This is a genomic window from Paenibacillus sp. alder61 (assembly GCF_020179875.1).
Taxonomy (GTDB): Bacteria; Bacillota; Bacilli; order Paenibacillales; family Paenibacillaceae; genus Fontibacillus; species Fontibacillus faecis.
The window spans coordinates 141,661-160,824 of the sequence record NZ_JAIUDG010000006.1 but is presented as its reverse complement, the minus strand read 5'-3'; the positions used below and the strand labels follow the sequence as shown (position 1 = coordinate 160,824).

13 protein-coding genes are annotated in these 19,164 nt (G+C 58.5%); all 13 read right to left on the bottom strand.

Annotated elements, in window-relative coordinates; translation table 11 throughout:
* Nucleotides 1-18: 18 nt before the first annotated feature.
* The 13 genes from LBW89_RS08190 to LBW89_RS08130 all read right to left on the bottom strand — a co-directional run bounded on the left by LBW89_RS08190 (nucleotide 19) and on the right by LBW89_RS08130 (nucleotide 19,161).
* Nucleotides 19-990 (bottom strand): PhoH family protein, encoded by a 972-nt coding sequence (locus LBW89_RS08190; RefSeq protein WP_148451550.1) that lies wholly within the window; start codon nucleotides 988-990, stop codon nucleotides 19-21.
* Nucleotides 991-996: 6 nt separating this feature from the next.
* Complete coding sequence (gene yqfD, locus LBW89_RS08185; RefSeq protein WP_225038939.1) at nucleotides 997-2,178, bottom strand: sporulation protein YqfD; 1,182 nt, start codon at nucleotides 2,176-2,178, stop codon at nucleotides 997-999.
* Nucleotides 2,178-2,468 (bottom strand): sporulation protein YqfC, encoded by a 291-nt coding sequence (gene yqfC, locus LBW89_RS08180; RefSeq protein ID WP_148451548.1) that lies wholly within the window; start codon nucleotides 2,466-2,468, stop codon nucleotides 2,178-2,180. The genes yqfD and yqfC overlap by 1 nt, the downstream gene beginning before the upstream one ends.
* Before the next feature lie 110 nt (nucleotides 2,469-2,578).
* Nucleotides 2,579-3,022, bottom strand: a complete 444-nt coding sequence (locus LBW89_RS08175; RefSeq protein ID WP_148451547.1) for a GatB/YqeY domain-containing protein — start codon at nucleotides 3,020-3,022, stop codon at nucleotides 2,579-2,581.
* A 15-nt stretch (nucleotides 3,023-3,037) separates the two neighbouring features.
* Complete coding sequence (gene rpsU / locus LBW89_RS08170; RefSeq protein WP_005547957.1) at nucleotides 3,038-3,211, bottom strand: 30S ribosomal protein S21; 174 nt, start codon at nucleotides 3,209-3,211, stop codon at nucleotides 3,038-3,040.
* Nucleotides 3,212-3,343: 132 nt separating this feature from the next.
* Complete coding sequence (locus LBW89_RS08165; RefSeq protein WP_225038938.1) at nucleotides 3,344-3,706, bottom strand: histidine triad nucleotide-binding protein; 363 nt, start codon at nucleotides 3,704-3,706, stop codon at nucleotides 3,344-3,346.
* A gap of 264 nt (nucleotides 3,707-3,970) precedes the next feature.
* Complete coding sequence (locus LBW89_RS08160; RefSeq protein WP_225038937.1) at nucleotides 3,971-7,411, bottom strand: AAA family ATPase; 3,441 nt, start codon at nucleotides 7,409-7,411, stop codon at nucleotides 3,971-3,973.
* Nucleotides 7,408-8,589 (bottom strand): exonuclease SbcCD subunit D, encoded by a 1,182-nt coding sequence (locus LBW89_RS08155; protein WP_148451544.1) that lies wholly within the window; start codon nucleotides 8,587-8,589, stop codon nucleotides 7,408-7,410. Before LBW89_RS08155 ends, LBW89_RS08160 begins: the two co-directional genes overlap by 4 nt.
* 93 nt (nucleotides 8,590-8,682) lie before the next feature.
* Nucleotides 8,683-12,657, bottom strand: a complete 3,975-nt coding sequence (gene addA, locus LBW89_RS08150; protein WP_225038936.1) for a helicase-exonuclease AddAB subunit AddA — start codon at nucleotides 12,655-12,657, stop codon at nucleotides 8,683-8,685.
* Nucleotides 12,654-16,178 (bottom strand): helicase-exonuclease AddAB subunit AddB, encoded by a 3,525-nt coding sequence (gene addB, locus LBW89_RS08145; protein ID WP_148451543.1) that lies wholly within the window; start codon nucleotides 16,176-16,178, stop codon nucleotides 12,654-12,656. The genes addA and addB overlap by 4 nt, the downstream gene beginning before the upstream one ends.
* A gap of 189 nt (nucleotides 16,179-16,367) precedes the next feature.
* On the bottom strand, nucleotides 16,368-17,306 hold the full coding sequence (locus LBW89_RS08140) for a carbohydrate kinase family protein (RefSeq protein WP_148451542.1): 939 nt from the start codon (nucleotides 17,304-17,306) through the stop codon (nucleotides 16,368-16,370).
* 5 nt (nucleotides 17,307-17,311) lie between these two features.
* Nucleotides 17,312-18,304: an SIS domain-containing protein gene (locus LBW89_RS08135; protein ID WP_170287070.1), complete on the bottom strand. Its 993-nt coding sequence runs from the start codon at nucleotides 18,302-18,304 to the stop codon at nucleotides 17,312-17,314.
* Between the two features lie 5 nt (nucleotides 18,305-18,309).
* Nucleotides 18,310-19,161 (bottom strand): carbohydrate ABC transporter permease, encoded by an 852-nt coding sequence (locus LBW89_RS08130; protein WP_148451540.1) that lies wholly within the window; start codon nucleotides 19,159-19,161, stop codon nucleotides 18,310-18,312.
* Nucleotides 19,162-19,164: the final 3 nt, after the last annotated feature.

Below are 19,164 nucleotides of genomic sequence, written 5' to 3'. Positions count from 1 at the left end.
GAACGTTCGGAGGCCGGATTAACCCTGATTTTCAGCAGCACGGTCGTAAGCTACAATAATCTTTTGGACGAGCGAATGCCGGACCACGTCCGAATCCGCGAAATAGACAAATCCGATTTCCTCTACGGATTCAAGTATCCTTCTGGCTTCCACCAGGCCCGATTTCTTTCCTTTCGGCAAATCGATTTGCGTAACGTCTCCGGTGATCACCATTTTTGAGCCGAATCCGAGCCGCGTAAGAAACATTTTCATTTGCTCGGGCGTCGTATTCTGCGCCTCGTCCAGGATAATGAAAGAATCGTCCAGCGTCCGTCCGCGCATATAGGCGAGCGGAGCGATTTCAATAAGCCCGCGCTCAAGCGCCTTGGCCGTTTGTTCCGGCCCCATCACGTCGTAAAGGGCGTCATACAGCGGCCGCAAGTACGGATCCACCTTTTCCTGCAAATCGCCCGGAAGGAAGCCGAGGCTCTCCCCCGCTTCGACGGCGGGCCGGGTTAGGACGATCCGTTTAACCGCCCCTTCCTTCAAGGCCGTGATCGCCATGACGACAGCCAGATAAGTTTTCCCCGTTCCGGCGGGCCCGACACCAAACACGATGTCGCGCTTACGAATCGTCGTGACGTAATGCTTCTGGCCGATCGTCTTGACCCGAAGCGGTTTACCGCGATAGGTCACCGCAATCTCGCCTTTATATAAATCAAGCAATTGATCGGCGCGAAGCTCCTTCGCGAGATCGATCGCATAAAGAACATCTCTTTCAGTAAGAATATACCCGTTGCGCACCAGTTGCAGCAGCACCTCGAACAATTGCTGGGCGCGCTCCACTTCATAAGCTTCGCCGCGGATCGTGATCTCCGACTCTCTCAGGACGACGCCCGCTTTAAAATGCTCCTCCACCAGTTTCAAAAAGGCGTCCTGAGGACCGAACAAGGCCAGCCCCTCACCGGCGTTTTGAAGCGATATTTTTATGTTCTGTTGTTGTTCTGACAAATAGCCTCATTCTCCTTGGTCATGTACTATGGGAAGTTCTTCCGCTATATTTTGCTCCACTTCAAAAAGCACTTTCATATAAACTTTACCATTGTCTGTCTTCTCATGCAAAATTTTTTGACTCAAAACAACGCTATCCGCCCCGTTTTTTGCCACGATATCCCTTTTCGCCCGCTCAATTCCGTCACGAATCGCCTTATCTTTCGAAAGCTTGATTTCGAGTTCGGTCGTTTCCAGCACTTTTTCGCTCATCCAGCCGATCGGCAGCTTAAAGCTTCTCCAGGTCAACGGATTGAATTCCGTCATCACCTGATAGTGTTCGAAGGGGGTCCTGCCGTAGCCGGAGAGCTGAATCGCCGTATTTCCGAAGTAAAGATATCCTTGCTCCTTCTTTTCGCCGGTATATACCCGTTGCTTGCGAACCAACGGTACTTCGATCCGATATTCGTGCCAGACATTACCCTTTACTTCCCCTTTGGAAACAACCTGTCCTCCGCCCTGGAAGCCGGAGATCAAAATTTGGCCTTTCTTGACGCGGTCGTTTTTCTTTACTTCGGGCTGCCCTTTCTCCGCATAAATATACGTGATCACCGCGTCGGCCGTGCTGATCAAGTGCCTCGGGCTCATCAGCTTTTTCTCCTTCGGCTGCGTCGCTTCGACAATCTGGATCGATACCCGCGTCCCGGTCCGGGACACGCCGACCCATGACGTCCCCGGCAGCTTCCGGTTCAATTCGGCCGAGAGCTTGTCCTGCCGCGGCAAGGCGAAAATCCATTGAAACGGATACAGCCCCTCTTCCCGGGCGATTTTTAGAACATCTTCCTCCGGAATTTCGACATTTCCGTTTACTTCGATATCCCATACCAGCTGCGACAGGCTGAATATGACGGCGATGAATAGGGCAAATCCGAAGACGAACCATTTTCGTCCCCATAATCGGAGGAGGGCAAAAGGCAGCCCCGAACGATGCTGCACGCGGACCCGGCAGCCTGTCCGGCGGAGCAGCGGACGCAGCCGAAAAAAGTCCGCCACGTGCATCGTCATCTTCATGCTTCCGTCCGGCAAAGGCTGCAAATCCCAAATCTCAATGCCCTGTCCCGCCAGCTCGTTAATAAGCCGTTCGATCGAACCGCCGCGGACCAGCACGCCCACGGCTCCCCGCAATTGGGAAAATACCGGTGATTTCACTAGGATTCCTCCATTCCGCGATATTTAATGCCGTGGATCCGCCCTTCGATGACGACTTCCTGCGGCATGATTTCCCTGATCACCAGTCCGCTGCCTTCGACCTCCAGCGTGCCTTGGCTAAGCTCCAGCTGCAAGGATTCGGGGGAAAAATGCACGACGCCCCGGTGATTTTCTATGTATAATTGCTTACCTCCGATCAAGGTGAGCCTAGGCAAATCGAATACGAGATCACTCGGCAGGTCGAGCGCATCGACCGTCCATTTGCGAATTTTGCGGACAAACCGGCTCATATGAGGCAATCCTCCTTCCCCTACTCTACACCCTATGCGGAAGGTCACGGATTTATGAGAAACAGAAAAAACACCCTCTACAGAAGTAGAGAGTGTTTACTTTGGCTTAACTATGGCAAAAGCTGTTGCACTGCCTGATTTACGAGTTTGCCATCCGCCCGGCCTTTGACCTTGGGCATAAGCGCGCTCATCACTTTCCCGATTTCAGCTTTCGAAGTAGCACCGGTTTCCTGGATGGTCTGCTGTACAATAACTTTAATTTCTTCTTCGCTCAGCTGTTCGGGAAGGTACTCGGCAATAATCTCGGCTTCCGCTCTGACACCTGCGGCAAGATCGTCTCGACCCGCTTTTTCAAATTCTTGGAGGGCATCTTTGCGCTGTTTGATTTCACGACTTAGGATATCAAGCACTTCATTATCGTTCAAAGGTCTTTTCAAATCTATTTCAAGATTCTTAATCGTAGCACGAACCATTCGAATGGTGGAGAGTTTGAACTTGTCTTGACTCTTCATCGCTTGCTTCATATCTTCGTTCAATCGCTCGCTAAGACTCATGGTAGCCAAATCCTCCTAAAACTTTCTTTTACGAGCAGCCTCAGACTTTTTCTTGCGCTTTACGCTTGGCTTTTCATAATGCTTGCGTTTCTTCACCTCAGCCAATACGCCATCTTTAGCGATGGAACGTTTAAAGCGACGAAGTGCAGCATCAATTGTCTCGTTTTTGCGAACTTTAGTTTCAGACACCAGTTTTCCCTCCCTCCGACCAGACCGTCCAAGAGCATAACACGGTTCATCAAATTTCATTATAGGGGAAAAATAAATAGGGTGTCAACCTGGGTACCCTAAATTTAATATATGGAAGAAAAAACGCGCCGATCAGGTGTGCGAATCCGAATTCGCCACCAGCGCCCCAAGCCGCGTTCCGCCGAGCAGATGGTAGTGGATATGGTAAACGGCCTGTCCGCTGTCCGAGCCGCAATTGTTGATCAAACGGTAACCGCTCTCCGCGACGCCCAGCTTCTTGGCCGCCTCTTGGGCCACCCGGTGCATCTCTCCGATGAGGGCAAAATCCTCTCCCTCGGCATCGTTCATCGTGGCGATATGTTTCTTCGGAATAATCAGCACATGCGTCGGAGCGGCCGGCTGAATGTCGTGAAACACCAGGAACCGCTCGTCTTCGTACACTTTATTCGAAGGAATGGAACCTTCCGCAATTTTGCAAAACAAACAGTTATCCATCTTAAAACCCTCCTGAATTTTAACTTGGGCTATCTATATACCTCGCAAAACCTATCATACCGGAAAATGGCAAAAAAAAGAAGCACCCTGCTCACTCAGCGAGTTCGCGTTTCGCACGGACGTATTGGACCGAAATAAGGAGTCTCCATCTCTCTGTTACCAATACGTCCGCCGGGGTGCTTATCAAAATTGATGTCGGCTAACTGTAGTATAACAGCAGGGTGATACTGTATCTGTGATTCGCATCACCCTCCCACTATTTTTTTACATTTGCTCCAGCATGATTTTGGAGCCCGCCCCTCCGCTTTCCGCAGGGATAACGACCAGCTTGCGGGCCAGGCGGGCGCGCAGCTCGGTGACGTGAGTGATGATCCCCACGGCCAGATGATCGTGGTGCAGATGCTCGAGCGAGGTAATCACCGTATCCAAAAGCTCGGGATCAAGGGTCCCGAAACCTTCGTCCAGAAAGAAAAATTGCAGCGGATACTGGCCCCGCAGCTGAATTTGCGCCGATAACGCCAAGGCCAAAGCCAGTGAGGTCAGGAAAGTCTCTCCCCCCGAGAGCGTGGACACCGGACGCTTGACCCCGCCGTTGGCATCATCGCAGATGACGAATCCGCCGCCGGAGTCCGTCTCCAAAGCATAGCGCTGCTTGGTGAGGGAGCGAAGCCGCCCGGATGCCGCACGGCTGACGCTCATGAGCTGTTCCTCCGCCACATATTCGACGAAGGCGTTGCCGCGCAGGGACGACTGAAGTTTGCCGAGCAGCCCGAACCTGTGCTCCAACTGAAGCCGTTTGTCCTCGAGTTCCTTCCAACGAAGGTGCCTGCGCTCCAGATCCTCCAAATCCCTTTCGGCTCTGGCTTTAGCCTGAAGCGCCGCCTCATCCTGCGCCCTGGACTGCTCCAAGGCTTGACTGCACGCTTCCCACTCGGCTTCGGTGACGATCCTGCCGCCGAGCTTGGCATCCAGTTCTTTCAGCCCGATTTCATGCTCGCGCTCCTGTTCCCGGTGAACGCGGATGCGTTCGGCCAATCCTTCGGTCTGCGCCGGTTCCAAAAACGCCTCGCGGACTTCTTCCTCCGCCTGAAATGGAGAGGAGGACAGCTCGCTGCGCCAGCGTTCCTCCCACTCCTTCTCTTGCTCCACCGCGGCCGTCAACGCCTGACGGGCCAAAGCGTCGGCCTGCGCGGTGTCCCGATGCACGGCTTCGGATTCCGCCTGCGATCTCCGGCTCCGCTCCACTGCCGTGCGCAGCCCTTCCAGTTTCTGCCCGGCTTCGGCCACGGCCGCTTCGAGCGGAGCTTCCCCGATCCAGGAAATGAGACGCTCGTGCTTCTCCTGATACAGCGAAGCTTTGCCTTGCTCCTGAACCTCCCACTGAAGCAGGAGTTTGTCCCGTTCGTTCAAGTCCCGTCCGAGCTCGGCGATTCTGGCCGTTTTTTCCTCGATAAACGGGATGCTGACGGCTAACCGCTGCTTGACGTCTTCGCTCCGGCGGTCCTTTTCGTCCAGGTCCAGGCGGAGTCTCTCCGCCTCTTCCGGAGTCATTCCGCCGAACTCCCGGGCCCAGTCGCTTCGCTTGCTTTCCAGTTCCGCACGAGCGCCGGCGCTTTTTAATGCCATCTGCTCCAGCAGCTCCCGGGCCGCCGCGGCCTCCGCTCTGGCGGCCGCCAAACCGGCCTGGATTTCGCGCTGCTGCCCTTTGACGTCGCGCACTTCACGCTGGAGATCGTCAAGCACCGGTCGCAGCTGCGCTTGTCTCTGGCGGAGCTCATGTACCTGTGCTAATACAGAGGCAACATCCGACGCGTCGACGGATATCGGCTCCTCCGGCTCCTTCAGCGCCTCCGCCGCGGCCGCCGCCTCCCGGCGTACCGCCCCCGCCATAGGGCTTAAGCTCTCCGCAGCGTCCAACAGTTCCAGCTGAGTGCGGCACTGGTCCGCGTCCCTGGAAAGGGCGTGACGCCAGTCGCGCATGCCGGACAAAACGGCGGACAGCTCGTTCAGTTGCTCCTCCCCGGAGTTCGGCTCTCCGGATGCAGCCTCGTCAACCGCGCCCGGATGGTGCAGGGAACCGCAAACCGGACAAGGCTCTCCGTCGCGCAGCCGCTCCGCCAACCGGCGGGACCACGCCTCCTCCTCCCTCTGTTTCAACAGAAGGCGCATCGACGTCTCCATCCGCCGGGCTTGCGCTTCCAAGGCGGCGCCTTCCGCTTCCAGGGTCTGCAGCCGGCCCAGGCATTCCGCCGCCGTTTCGGCAAGCTTCCGCCCGAGCTCCAGCGCGTCCCGTTCGCGGGTCAGCATCCGGGCGAGCGTCTGCTCCGCCTGCTCCGCTTTTTCACGCTGACGGCTCTCCTCCCGCATCGCCCGTTCCGCTTCCTGCAGGCACCGCTCGAGGTGCTGCTTGAGCAGAACGGCGGACTGGATGTTCTGGCGCTCCGCCGGCTTGACTTCGCATTCCTTAAGCTGCGCCTCCAGCTCTTGCTGGCGCTGCTTCGCTTTCGCGAGGAGCTGCTCCTCCTTGTGCAGCTCCTCCGCGGCCGCCCGGCGCCGGCTCGCCCCCTGCTCGCGGGAGGCCGCAAGCTCCCGCAGCTCCGCGGCCAGCGCATCGCACTCGCGCTGGAGCAGACGCGCTTGCTCCAGCTGATCCAGGCGCAGCAGCAGGGCCGGCTCGTCCCTGCTGAGCGCCCCCGCGGCCGCCTCCGCTTCGGCGGCGGCCCGGGCAGCGGCGGCCTGCCCAGCGGCGGCCGCCTCCGCGGCGCGGGCGGCGGCGGCCCCACGTTCCTCCGCCTGCCGCCGCGCCGCCTTCCAGGCCGTGAGCACCGGCCTGAGCGTTTCCGCGGCCTGTGCCCGCGCCAGGCGCGTCTCCTGCTCGCGGACCGCCGCGTCCCGCTCGCGCAGCGCCGCCAAAAGAGCGGCGCGCTCGGCCCGCTCCCGGCTGAGCTCGCGCACCTTGGCCAGCTCAGCCGCCCTATGCTGGGCTTCGCCGAGCTCCCGCCGGCGAGCCTCGGCCAGCTCGGCGGCCGACTGAAGGGCGGCTTGGGCTCCTTGCAGCGCCTCTTCCGAGGCGTCACCCAGCCCCTGCTGCTCGGCCGCCAGCTGCTTCAAGCGCTGCTCCGTCTCCTTGACCTGCTTGCTGAGCTTTTGAGCCAGCAGGTCCCCGTACTTTTCCAGGTGAAAGAGCCGCTGCAGCATCTGCCTGCGGTCCACGCCTTTCAGCGACAGAAACTCGGCGAATTTCCCTTGCGGCAGAACGACCGCCCGGGTGAAATCGTCCATTTTCAACCCGATTTTCTCCTCCACCTGCCGCGTGACCTCGGCGAGCTTATCGGCCAGCACCCTTTCCCCTTCCGGGGTAATCTCGATGAAGCGGCTGATCGTATTGCTCACGGAAAGCTCGCCCTGACGCTTAAAACGGCGCTCCACCCGGTACCGTTCCGCCCCTTTGGCACTCATCAGCTCAAAGGTAAAGGCGACGAACAGAGCGTCCTCGGAATGGTTCATGATGCCCTGGGTCCCGCCGGATGCCCGGCCCACTTTGCCGTACATCGCCAGGGTAATGGCGTCCAGCAGCGTGGATTTCCCGCTGCCCGTAGGCCCGAAAATCCCGAACAGCCCGGTATCGCAGAGGGCGGTAAAATCGATTTCCTGCATTTCCCGATAGCTTTGCAATCCCGACAATTTCAGACTGATCGGCTTCATTCGTCCGCCTCCCCTTCGCGGGCTTCCTCGTCGTCGGCGATCAAGGACATAAACAGCTCCACCAGCTCGTCCTCCGGCTCCGCCCCGCCGCTCTGCCGCTGATAAAATTTCCGGAACAGCTCGTGAACCGGCATTTGGGAGCGCGAAGCCGTCTCCTCCTCCGATTCCCGGCCCGGATAGATCGGGCGAATATGAACGATCCCTTCATGCGCCTTGCGCAGCTTTTGAATCTCGCCCATGGACATCGCCTCGGTCAGATGGATCTCCAGATCGATGAACGCATGGCGGTCCCGTCCTTCCTCGAGGAATCGCCATGCTTCCTCCAGCCCGCCACGACAGCTCCAATGGACCAGCGGTTTCCCGCTGCTCAAAAACAGCTCCTCCAGTTGCGGCGTCCCCCCCGGGGCCACATCCAGCTGCATCACCGATTTGGCTTGTCCCGCTTCCGAAAAACTGTAGGACAGCGGGGAACCGCTGTACCGGATCAAGCCGCTTCCTTTAACCGCTTGCGGCCGGTGCAGGTGGCCCAGCGCCGTATACTGCGCACCGGTATCCAGAGCGGAAGGATCGACAGTGTAGGCGCCGCCGACCTGGATCGGCCGTTCGGAGTCGGATTCCACGCCGCCCAGCACATAAATGTGACTCATCGCCAAATTGACCGTATCCTTGCGGAAAGCTCCCGCAAGCTGCCGCATCAGTTTGCCGACTTTGGCGCTGTAGGCCAATCGCAGCTCGGTCTCGTCCCCGTCGCCGGCCAGCAGCTCGGCCAGCCGGGACTCCGACGGATAAGGCAGCGCGGCGATCATCGCGGTTTCACTGGTCCTCGGCACCGGAACCCGCACCGTTTCCGCCGTAGGCAGGCCGATGAGCGAGATGCCCCGGCCGGCGACGAGCGGAGCGGCGGCCGACACCCGTTCCGGCTGGTCGTGGTTCCCGGAAATGACCACAAGCTGCCGGCCCTTCTCCGTCAATCGGGCCGCCGCTTCATAGAACAACCGCTCGGCCGCGGCGGGCGGGTTCACACTGTCATAGACATCGCCGGCCATCAGGATGATGTCCGCCTGCTGACGGTCCGCCATCAGCACCAGCTCGTCGAGGAATTGCTCCTGTTCGGCCAGCCGGCTCCGCCCCTCCAAAGTGCGGCCAAGATGCCAATCCCCCGTATGCAAAATGCGCATGTTTTCCTTCCCCCTCAACTTACAAACAGAAAACTCCTGTTTTATTCCTTTTCCTGCATATATCGTCAAATCCTCCGTCAAGGTCCGGCGCGATCACAGCTTCACCGCTTCTCCGGTATCGAAGAAATACAGCCACTTCTCATCCACGGGGACACCGGTGATGTCCTCCACCGCGGATGCGTACAATTCCAGTTGGAAACGGTAGGCCTCCGTCAGCGCTCCGATGCCGCCGCGATGCGGCAGCACCCGATCGCTTTTGTAATCGACCAAAATTTGCCGACCTTCCGCGAAAAAGAGACAGTCGATGATCCCTTGGATCAGCACGATCTCCTGGTCTAACCCTCCCGATATCGACAGTTCGGGGGTCCCGCCGTCCCCGAGCGGTCCCTCAACAAGCGGGGCCAGCCGGGGATAAGCCTGCGCGGCCGATAGGCCGTAACTGAACGGCATCTCGCGGCGAACCCAATCGGCTTTGGCGAGCAGCGCCCCCAGCGGGCTGCGAAGGAAATCGGCGATGCGTCCGGTGTCCAGCGCTTCCGCCTGTTCACTTGTCATGATCTGCCGTTCCACCAGCCAAGCCAGCGTTTCCCGAACCGTCTTCTCCCCGGGTTCCCGATCAAAAGGCAAGTGCTGCATGATCGTATGATAGGCGGTGCCCCGTTCGGTCGGCGTCATCCGCGCCTGTTCCATAAAACGGGGACGATGTAGATGCAGCGTAAAATCGATTGCCTCCTCCGGCTTCTCCAGCTCTCTGCGCAGTTCACGCCCGGCAAAAACATCGCTCGGCGGTTCCTCCTGGTCCGCCAGCATTCTTTTCATTTCGGTGACCGAGGTTTTGGCCGAAATGCGCGTAGCGGCTTCAAAAGGATAGGACCAATCGAGGCGGGCGTCGATCTCATCGTTAATTCCGGCTTCACCCTCCTGCCCCGTCATCGGTACCGGCCCTGCCGACAGCAGCGACTGAAGCATAGAGGCGTTCCAGTCCGACTCTTGATCCGAACCGGTTCCGGCATCGTCCACCGCCGCGGAAACGGCCGCCTCCGCTTGCGATTGGAGCATCTCCCTTGCCGGGATGAAGCCGATTACCCACTCCGCGGCGGTCAGGTCCGGCATGGAAGCCGCGGGCTCCGGCAAGCCGGCAAAGCGGCGAAGTTCCGCCGCGGCCGGATGCCTGATCAGCGAAGGGCCGATCCAATCCAGATAAGATCGGCTCCGGGCCAGCAAATAGTCCGGCAGTTGCTCTTCGCCGACCTCCAGCGCGCTCCCCCACGCTTCAGCCGACTTCGCCAAGTCCTTGACCGATGAAACGAGGATCAGTTTATCTTTGGGCCGGGTCAAAGCCACGTAAAGCACCCGCATTTCTTCCGCAAGCAGCTCCATTTGCGCCCGACGGCGTATCGCCAGATTCGGCAGCGTCGGGTAACTGACCCGGAGTGCCGGGTCCACGAATCTCGGGCCGAAACCCATCTCTTTGTGCATCAGGAAGCTGGCGTTCAAATCCTGACGGTTGAACATTTTGGACAACCCTGCCACAAACACGACCGGGAACTCCAGCCCTTTACTCTTGTGGATGGTCATGATTTGCACCGCATCCTCCTGACCACCGGCCGATGCGGCAGCGCCCAGATCGCCGCCGTTTTCCCGAAGGCGTCCTACGTAGCGCAAAAAGCGGAACAACCCTCTGGAAGAGGTCGTCATTTCAAATTGGCGGGCCCGGTCATAAAGCGACCTCAAATTTCCCTGCCGCAACGATCCACCCGGCAGCCCTCCGACCCAGTCCAGGTACCCGGTCTCCCGGTAGATCCCCCAGATCAGGCGGCTCAGCTCGCCTTCCCGGGCTTCGGCTCTCCAGCGTTCCAACTGGCTTAAAAAGCCGCGCAATTTTAGGGCCAGCGGCGCGGCCTGATCATCCGTTTCCCCTTCCGCCGCCTCCAGCACCGCATCGTAATAGCCGCCCGATCCCGAAGCCAGACGGATTTCCGCCAGCTCCTCCTCCGTCAGCCCATAGATCGGCGAGCGAAGGACCGCAGCCAGGGGGATATCCTGGCGCGGGTTGTCGATGACTTGCAGCAGCGACAGCATCGTCTCCACTTCCGAGGCCTGGAAGTAGCCTTGGCTAAGCTCGCCGTAGGCCGGGATCCCTTCCATTCGCAGCTCTTCGATCATAACCGGAGCCCAGGAAAGCGTGGAGCGCAACAGAATGACCATATCCCGGTAGGAGACAGGCCGCATTCCCTTCAGTTGCTTGTCGTAAACGAGCAGCGGCGGTTTGCCGCCGTCCCCCGTCAACTCGCGGATCCGGGCCGCAACGGCCCGCGCTTCCAGGCGCACCGATTCGATTTCGGCGGCGGTCTCTTCGTCCGCTCCTTCCTTGCTCTCTTCGGAAGCGGCTTCCCCCGGGTCGGCGGCGCCCGCTTCCCCGTTCCGGTCGATCAGCAGCAGCTCCGGCCGATAATCCGTACCTTCGCCGGCTTCCGCCACTTCGGGAAAGCCTTCGCCGTAAACCAGCTCGGCCCGGGCGTCATAGGCGATTTCCGCCACGCCTTCGTTCATGATTTGTCTGAACAGCATGTTTACCGCGTTAACGACCTGCTTGCGGCTGCGGAAATTCTTCGCCAAATCGATCCGGAGCCCCGCTCCGTCGAAGCTGTCGCCATAGTTCCGGTACTTCTCCAAAAACAAGCCCGGCTCGGCCAACCGGAAACGATAGATGCTCTGCTTCACGTCCCCGACCATAAACCGGTTGCCCGGCGCCGGACGGGAGATAAGCCGGACGATATCCTCCTGCACCGTGTTGGTGTCCTGGTACTCGTCCAGCAGGACCTCGTCGAATTGGTCCTGATACTCCCGGGCGGCGTCCGAAGGGATCGTCTCCAGCGGCGTCGAATCCGGATGACGAAGAATTTGCAGGCAGTAATGCTCCAGGTCGGAGAAATCGAGCCAGCCGCGCGTCGTCTTCTCCTGCCGATACCGTTCGCCGAATTCGGTGATCAGAGCGGCCAGCTCCTCCATAACCGGCGCCGCCTGATGGAGCTCGTTCAAGAACGCCTCCGCGCTGCGCCCGAACAGTTGGCTCCGCAAATCGCCGACCCGTTTCTTGGCCTCTTCGCGCAGACCCTTGACTCTTTCCTGGATCACCGGGTCCGTTTGATCTTTCTTGCACGGCTTTAATTTTCCGAACGAGACGGATTGGAACCTATCGTACAATTCCCGCCACGTCCCCGTCACGACGGCTGATTTCAAGGACAGCACGGTGTTCAGGTCCTCCTCCACGGTCGCCGCGTACGGCGCCGGTCCGCCCGGAGAAAGAGCCAGCTTCTTGGCTTGCGTCAACAGGTCCGCCGCCCCGCTTAGCGCCATGTCCGTGTCGGCAAGCAGACTTGCGATCCAAGGGCCGCCTTCCAATGCCGACGGATCGGCGGGGCAGAAAGCGGCCGCGGCTTGACGCAGCCAATGCTCCGGCCAGGAATGGCTGCGGGAGAAGTCGTACAGCTTCTGAACGAGGGCAAACACCGCATCATCCGTACGCTCTCCGCTAAACCAGTCGACCAGCGCCAAAAAGCGGCTGCCTTCCTGCTCCATCGCGTATTTCTCCTCAAACAGCTCCTCCAGCACTTCCTGGCGGAGCAGGGCCGTCTCGCTTTCGGACGCGATTCGAAACCCGGGATCGAGCGGGATCAAGGTGTAATACCGCTGAATGACCTCCATGCAAAAGGAATGGAGCGTCGTAATCGAGGCCCGGCCGAGCATCGCCAACTGCCGTGTGAGATGCTCGTTTCCGGGATTGCGCTCCAGTTCTTTCTCCAAAGCTTCGCGAATCCGCTGCCTCATCTCCGCAGCGGCGGCCTTCGTGAAGGTCGCCACCAGCAGACGGTCGACGCTGAGCGGTTCATCCGCCGCCGACAGCTTGCGGATAATCCGCTCGACCAGCACGGCGGTCTTCCCCGAACCCGCCGCGGCGGCGACGAGGATGTCTCCACCGGACAACGTGATCGCCTTCCACTGATCATCGCTCCAAAAAACGCCTGGCGGCTTCGGTATCGTCATCATGGCTGTTCCTTCTTTCATTCTGTCGCTCCTTCCGCTGCGCCCAGCAGGCTCCATATCTGATCTTTGGCCGGTTTGTTCAGCAGGTGATAACCGCCGCCTTCCACCGCCTCCTCAAACCGGCAGACCGGCTTGTACACGCAATGGGTGCAGGCGCTCTCCGTTCCTAAACGGTACGGGGAAATCTCCACGTCCCCGTCCGTGATCCGGGTGCCGATATCGATGATCGTCCGGCGTACCGAACCGAGCAGCACTTCCCATTGTTCCGGGGTCGCCACGGAAGCGCTGCTGTAAAAACTGCCGTCCGTTTTCACCGCCACCGGCAAAATCTCCGAATGCCCTTTTTCCAGCAGCCCGTCCATTTTGGCGATCACGTCCCGGTCCGCGAGCAGCAGGCCTTTCATTTTAAACCGTTTCAACAGCTCGCTCCAGGCCTCCTCTTCACTCAAGCCATTGCTGCTTTGCAGCAGCGGATTATGGACGTGAAAATAGAGCGCTCCCGCCGGCAAGGCAGACTCGCCGAGCCACGATTCGGCCGACTGAAGCAGCACATCGAGATAAGTCAACATCTGCAGCGCCAAGCCGTAATACACTTCATGCAGCTTGAGATCGGTTTGGCTCGATTTGTAGTCGATCACCCGCAACAGCAAGCCATCCTCGCCTTCGGCGACATCGACCCGGTCGATCCGTCCGACGATCTCCATCACGCAGCCGTTCGGCAGCTCGAACGTCAGTGGCGGAAGCGGCCGGTCGGGCCCGAAATCCAGCTCGAGGCCGATCGGCTCGAAGCTGCCCCGGCGGGACTGCTCGCCCAAAATAACCGATGCCCGGCCGACGATATTTTTCAGCTTTCGTGAAATATAACCGTACCGCTTCGAGCTGAGCAAAATTTCGCCCTGCAGCTTCGGAGCCAGCCGATCGACCGCCGCGTTCGCTTCCTTCAGGCACTCTTCCTCCGTCAGGCTTCCCCAGCTTCGGTTCTGCTCTCTGAAGGTAATCGCCATTTGGCTAAGCGCCGCATGAAACAGTTGGCCGATATCCGGCGCCTTTAGCCTGTACAGCTGTCTTTCCTTCAGCTTGAGGCCGTGTGAAGCGAAATGGGAGAAGGGGCAGGCCGAAAACTTCTCCATCCGCGAAACACTGGTGCGCAGCCTTTTCCCGTAGAGCTTGCGGCTGGTCGCCGGCGTAAGCCCGCTGACGCGGTTGCGGTAATCCAGCGACCCGAGCAGCCGGGAAATGTCCCCTTCCCATTCGGGTCTCGATTTGAACCAGCGGAGCGCTTCCCACCAAACGGACGAGAGGGGCAGCCCCGTCTTCCAGGCCCGCAGCTGTCCGATCAGAACCGGCAGGGTCGGGGCCGGACGGCTCACGAACTCCAGCTGCCGCTCCTGCGGGTCCTCCGCGGACGGAGCTTCGCCGATGAAGTTCTCCCGCAGCATCCCCGCCGGAAATATCGTCTTCACATGGCGGATGACTTCGGAAGGGAGCAGCGTTTTCCCTTCCTCATCCGCCATGGGATAGCTCAGCCAGAGCGAACGGCTTGCCGCGGACAAGGCACCGTAAATCAAAAACCGCTCATCCAGCAGGCGGCGCGTCGTGCCGGGCGCCAGCTCCAATCCCGTTTCGCCGAGCAGCAAACGCTCCTGTTCGCTAAGCACCCCTTCCTCCTGGAGATTGGCCGGCATGATCCCCTCGTTGATGCCCAGCAGAAATGCATGGCGCACATGCCGGGTTCGGGTCCGATCGGTGCTTCCTACGACCACCTGATCGATCGCGGGAGGAACCAAACCGAGCTTAAGCTCCTTCAGCCCGGTTTCCAACACCCCCGCAAACAATTCGGCGGTCAGATTCTCTTCCCCCATCATCTCCACGATTTGGTCGAGCAGATCCAATACCGCCCCCCACAGTTGCCTGTGTTCCATCGCCTGCTGCGGCCGACCTTCCGTCAAAGCCCGGTGGGCAAGCAGGTCCAATCGCCGGGGAGCTTCGAGTTCTTCCAGCAGGCGGTAAACCGCCGCACACATGTCCCTGACGGTCTTGGCCCGCTTCAGCCGCTTTTCGAAGGCGGACAGCGGCGCCACAACCGCCTCGCGGCATTGTTCAATCAGCTGCATCCGCTCGTTCTCCGCCCCCCGGCGTGCGGTCTCGTCGCCCTCCAGCGAAAGGCTCGGCATCCCTTTCCATGGTCGTCCGTCGTGCCAACGGTAACCTTGGATCCCGCTCGCCAGCGCGTAATTCTCCAACAGATCCATATCGTTGCGCGTCAGGCTCCCGTCCAGCGGAAGCAGAAACTCGCTCTTTACGCAGCGGAACACATCCTCGTACTTCCAATACTTAAGCGACACGTCCAGCGAACCGCGAATCATTTCGATCAGGGGATGATGCAGGACGCTTTTTTTCCGATCCAGGAAAAAAGGAATGCCGAAGTCCTCCAAAATCGGGGTCACGATATGCTCATAATCGTCCAAATTCCGGACGAACATCGCCATGTCGCGCCAACGCGCCCCCTCTTCCCTGGCCAAACGGACCATTTCCCTGGCCGCGCCTTCGACCTCGGTTCTCCGGCAGCTTGCCGCGTGCAGGGACAGCGAACCGGCCAGATCCGCCGGTGGAGTCTCCCCGCTCCAGGGAGTCCGCTGTTCATAGGCCGACTCCAGATAAGACAGCGTTTCGCTGCCTTGAAAACGCGGGAAGGGACGCGACGTCAGCCGGACGTCCGGCCTCACCTCGATGCCGAGCGTTTCCGCCAGAGACCGCAGCTTGAGGTAGGTGGTCGCCGTCGGATGAAAAAGATTGAGCTCATGCGGCGGTAAGCCGTCGTCATACGGACGGTCCAACGTTAGGGCCACCGTAACGGAAGAAGCCACCTGCATCAGCTCTCCGATCGCCCGGTACTCCCGGGGTGTAAAAGTATGGAACCCGTCGATCCAGATTTCGGCTCCGCGCAAGTAGGCCGAATTCTTCGCCCCCTCGGCCAGCTTGACGACATGATCTTCCCCGTCGATATATAAGCGCGAGAGTTCGGCATCGAATTCCCGGTAAAGGATGTTCAAATCATACAGCTTGTCCCGCAGCAGCCGGGACTGGCCCGCCGAAGACTCCAGCAGTTGCAGATACTCTTCCAGACGTGTGAAATCAGCGTTGTATTTCTTAAGCTCCGTATAGAGCGAGTTGATCCGGTCGATCAGTCCCAACTGTTCCCCGCCGTGCCTGTAGAGCTTCAACTCGTCCTTATGGCGTCTCAGAATTTTGTAGAGCAGCATTTTTTTGCCTTCTTCGCTGATCGGAATCAGGGCGGAACCGCCGCACTCCTGCATTACGCGCAAGGCAAGGCGGCGAAAACCCAGTACCTGGACGCGGACTGTCCCACGCAGCCCCGGAGCCCGGACAAGCGCCTGCTCGATCTGGAAGGTCCCCTGTTCGGGCGCCAGCAGAATCATGGGCGGTCCGGTCGGATCCTCCCGCAGCCGGGTTGTCATCTGCTCCAGCACCAGGCTGCTCTTGCCGCTTCCCGCGCGGCCGATAATGAATTGTAATGACATGAAGGTGCCTCCCACCTGCGAAGGCCTGAATCCCCCGCCTAAAATTCTCTGAATCTTGCGACAACGTGTTAAGTTACAAACAAGTATACCACACTGCATAAAAATAGGAATGTACGTTCCCCGAGCAAAAAAAGGGTTTATTCCCTCAGGACCTTGTCCTGTGGAATAAACCCTTTTGCCGGAATTCGGCTATTTCGATCCGTTGCCGGCCTGCATTTCCATGATGTTCCTCTCAATTTCAGCGGGCGCGGGATACCGGTCCTCTTTCTTGGAAACGACGATGCTAGCGAGCATATTCCCGTACCTCAACGCTTCCTCCATCGGTTTGCCTTCCAGCACGCTGTGGATAAACCCGGCATTGAAGCTGTCTCCGGCCCCCGTCGTATCGTAAGCCTTTACAGGAAATCCGGCGTGATGCACGGCTCCCGACCGGGTATAAGAACTCGCCCCCCGGCTTCCGCGCTTGACGATAATCGTGTTGGCCCCTAGAGAAATTAACTCCTCCGCGGCTTGATCCACGTCGCTCGCCCCGGTCAAATGCAAAATCTCTTCGTCGTTCGGCATAAAATAATCGATGTGGGGCAGGAAGGAGATAATTTCCTGCCTGCTCTTTAAACTCCAGCCGTCAATGGCCGAATTCGCATCGAAGAATGTGATTTGACCGGCGGCCTTAGCCCGTTTCAAGCAGGTACGGGCCGCCTCCGGGCCGAAGCCCGGAGCCAGGAAATAACCGTACAAAAGCGTTGCGCGCGCCGCATCGAAATCCTTTTCCCCTTCGACCGAAGCCGCGGTTAAGTCGTCGGCATTTCCTTTATAGGTCACGAAGTAGCGATCTCCGCCTTCTTTTACGATCGATACGGACAGGACGGTTCCCTTTTCGGTTCGCGCAAGCTCATTTTCGATCAACGGAGCTATCTCATCGTAAATTTTGCTTCCGTAATCGTCCTGGCCCAAAAGGGAGATGACCCGTTGTTTGACGCCGAGCTTGGCCAGCGGAAAAATCGTGTTGGCCAGGCCGCCGGGCCGCAAAATCATCGTATCGACCATATGTTCTTCGCCGAAGTCCGGCCGTCCTTTCACTTGCGCCAGGATCAAATCCGCGGTGATCACACCTACCAAATTTATCATCGGGGTTATTCCTTCCCTGTAACTTTCGTGATGATTTCGGCTTCCCCGGCGACCAGGCCCCGTTTCGCCGAGAGTTCGATGGCGGCTAACTGGATGACCAGCGAGTAGGGAATGGGGCTTACGTATTCGTGAACCGACGGAATTTCGAGCGACATGACACGCTCGTGCCGCAGACCTTCATCGGAGACATAGAGTACCTTTGCGCCGAGTTCGGCCATTTCCAGCACATACTTTTTATTAATTTCGTATGTTGTTCCTTTAGGGTTGAAGAAGATGGCCTGCAAGTTCTCTTTGATCAGTTCAAACGGACCATGCCGGAACTGCGGAGCCGAAGCGGCCTCGGCAAACATCCGCGAGGTTTCCTTCAGCGTCAATGAACCCTGACGCGCCGTGTAAACCGAAGGCCCCCGGCCCAGAAGAACGAGCGGCTTCTCCGGATTAATGAACTCGACAATCCGCTTCCGGTACTCCTCTTCTCTCTGCAAATGTTCTTCGATGACGTCGGCGGCCCGATAAAGCGAATCCGTCAAATCGTTCCCCGCCATCTTGGATCCCATCAACAGCATCAAAGCCGCCGTGGTTGTAAAAGATTTCGAGGAAGCGATAGCCTTTTCTTTTCCGGCATGCGTGAGGAGGACCTCCCGGGCCAATCCGGCCAAAGAACCGTCCGGGGAGTTGGTGATGGCCGATGCCGAGGGGTAGCGTTTGGCCAATTCTTTGGCCTCAAAGCTCTCCCCGCTCTGCGAAACGATGTACAGCTGATGCTTGTCCAGGAAAGAATCGGGATAATAGTGTAAAATTTCGGAATTGTCGATAGCCGAAGCTTGGATGCCGTGCAGGTTCAAATAAGAGACAAGCAGTTCGGAGGCGGCCAGAGAGCTGCCCATGCCGGTCAGCAGCAGCGGCTTGTTTCCCGCCGCGCTGAACGATGTGTTGTTGCGAATCGTCTCCCGGATCGCCTCCGGTTGTTGTTTAACCTCGTTGAAAAATTGACTCATAATCCTCATCCCTTCTCAGAGCCTTCCGACAGGCCGCTGATGATATATTTTTGTAAGAACAAAGCCAAGGCAATCGGCGGCAAAGATGCCAGGAAACCGCCGGTAATCTGCATGCCGAAATCGATCATACCCCGTTTTGAAAACTCGGAGATCGCCACCGTAATGGTCTTGGCGTCATAAGTCGAAGTGAAGATGCTGGCGAACATAAATTCATCCCAAGCGATCAGCAAGACGAATATTCCGGTTGCCACCAACCCCGGAAGCGACAGCGGCAGCAAAAACTTGAACAATATCCCGAGCGGCGACACGCCGTCGATTTGCGCCGATTCTTCCATCGATCTAGGAATCGAGCGGAAGTACGTTTGCATCATCCAAATCACATACGGCAGGTTAAACGCCGTGTAGATCAGGATCAGCGCCGGCTTATGGTTGATCATCCCCATCCGGGCGAATATCACGTACAGAGGGATAAGCAGCACTACTTCCGGCACCATGCGGAAGCCAAGAATCGAAACGAGCAGGGTGTCCCTGCCGCGGAACCGGAATCTGGCGCAGGCATACGCCGCAAACATCCCGATGAGCAGGGTTAGCAAGGTGGAGCTGAGCGCGACGATCACACTATTTTTCATCGCCGTTAAAAATGGGGGCAGGCTGCCGTCGCTCGCTTCACCCGAGAACACCCGCGAATAATTGCCAAGCGTCCACTCCGATGGCCACAAGTGAAGGGTTTTCGCGTTCAGATCCCCGCTGGAAGAGAAGGTGGCGGTCACCAGCAGGAGCAGAGGCAGCGCCGTAAACAGCATGACAAGACAAACCCCGACATATATCCAAAACTTCTGAGCTCTTGTTCTCTCCATAGG

Coding starts and splice junctions, on each gene's coding strand:
- LBW89_RS08155 (WP_148451544.1), bottom strand. CDS start 8,589: ATGCGCATTTTGCATACGGGGGATTGGCATCTTGGCCGCACTTTGGAG.
- LBW89_RS08135 (WP_170287070.1), bottom strand. CDS start 18,304: ATGAGTCAATTTTTCAACGAGGTTAAACAACAACCGGAGGCGATCCGG.
- LBW89_RS08165 (WP_225038938.1), bottom strand. CDS start 3,706: ATGGATAACTGTTTGTTTTGCAAAATTGCGGAAGGTTCCATTCCTTCG.
- addB (WP_148451543.1), bottom strand. CDS start 16,178: ATGTCATTACAATTCATTATCGGCCGCGCGGGAAGCGGCAAGAGCAGC.
- LBW89_RS08160 (WP_225038937.1), bottom strand. CDS start 7,411: ATGAAGCCGATCAGTCTGAAATTGTCGGGATTGCAAAGCTATCGGGAA.
- addA (WP_225038936.1), bottom strand. CDS start 12,657: ATGAAAGAAGGAACAGCCATGATGACGATACCGAAGCCGCCAGGCGTT.
- LBW89_RS08175 (WP_148451547.1), bottom strand. CDS start 3,022: ATGAGTCTTAGCGAGCGATTGAACGAAGATATGAAGCAAGCGATGAAG.
- LBW89_RS08140 (WP_148451542.1), bottom strand. CDS start 17,306: ATGATAAATTTGGTAGGTGTGATCACCGCGGATTTGATCCTGGCGCAA.
- LBW89_RS08130 (WP_148451540.1), bottom strand. CDS start 19,161: ATGGAGAGAACAAGAGCTCAGAAGTTTTGGATATATGTCGGGGTTTGT.
- yqfC (WP_148451548.1), bottom strand. CDS start 2,468: ATGAGCCGGTTTGTCCGCAAAATTCGCAAATGGACGGTCGATGCGCTC.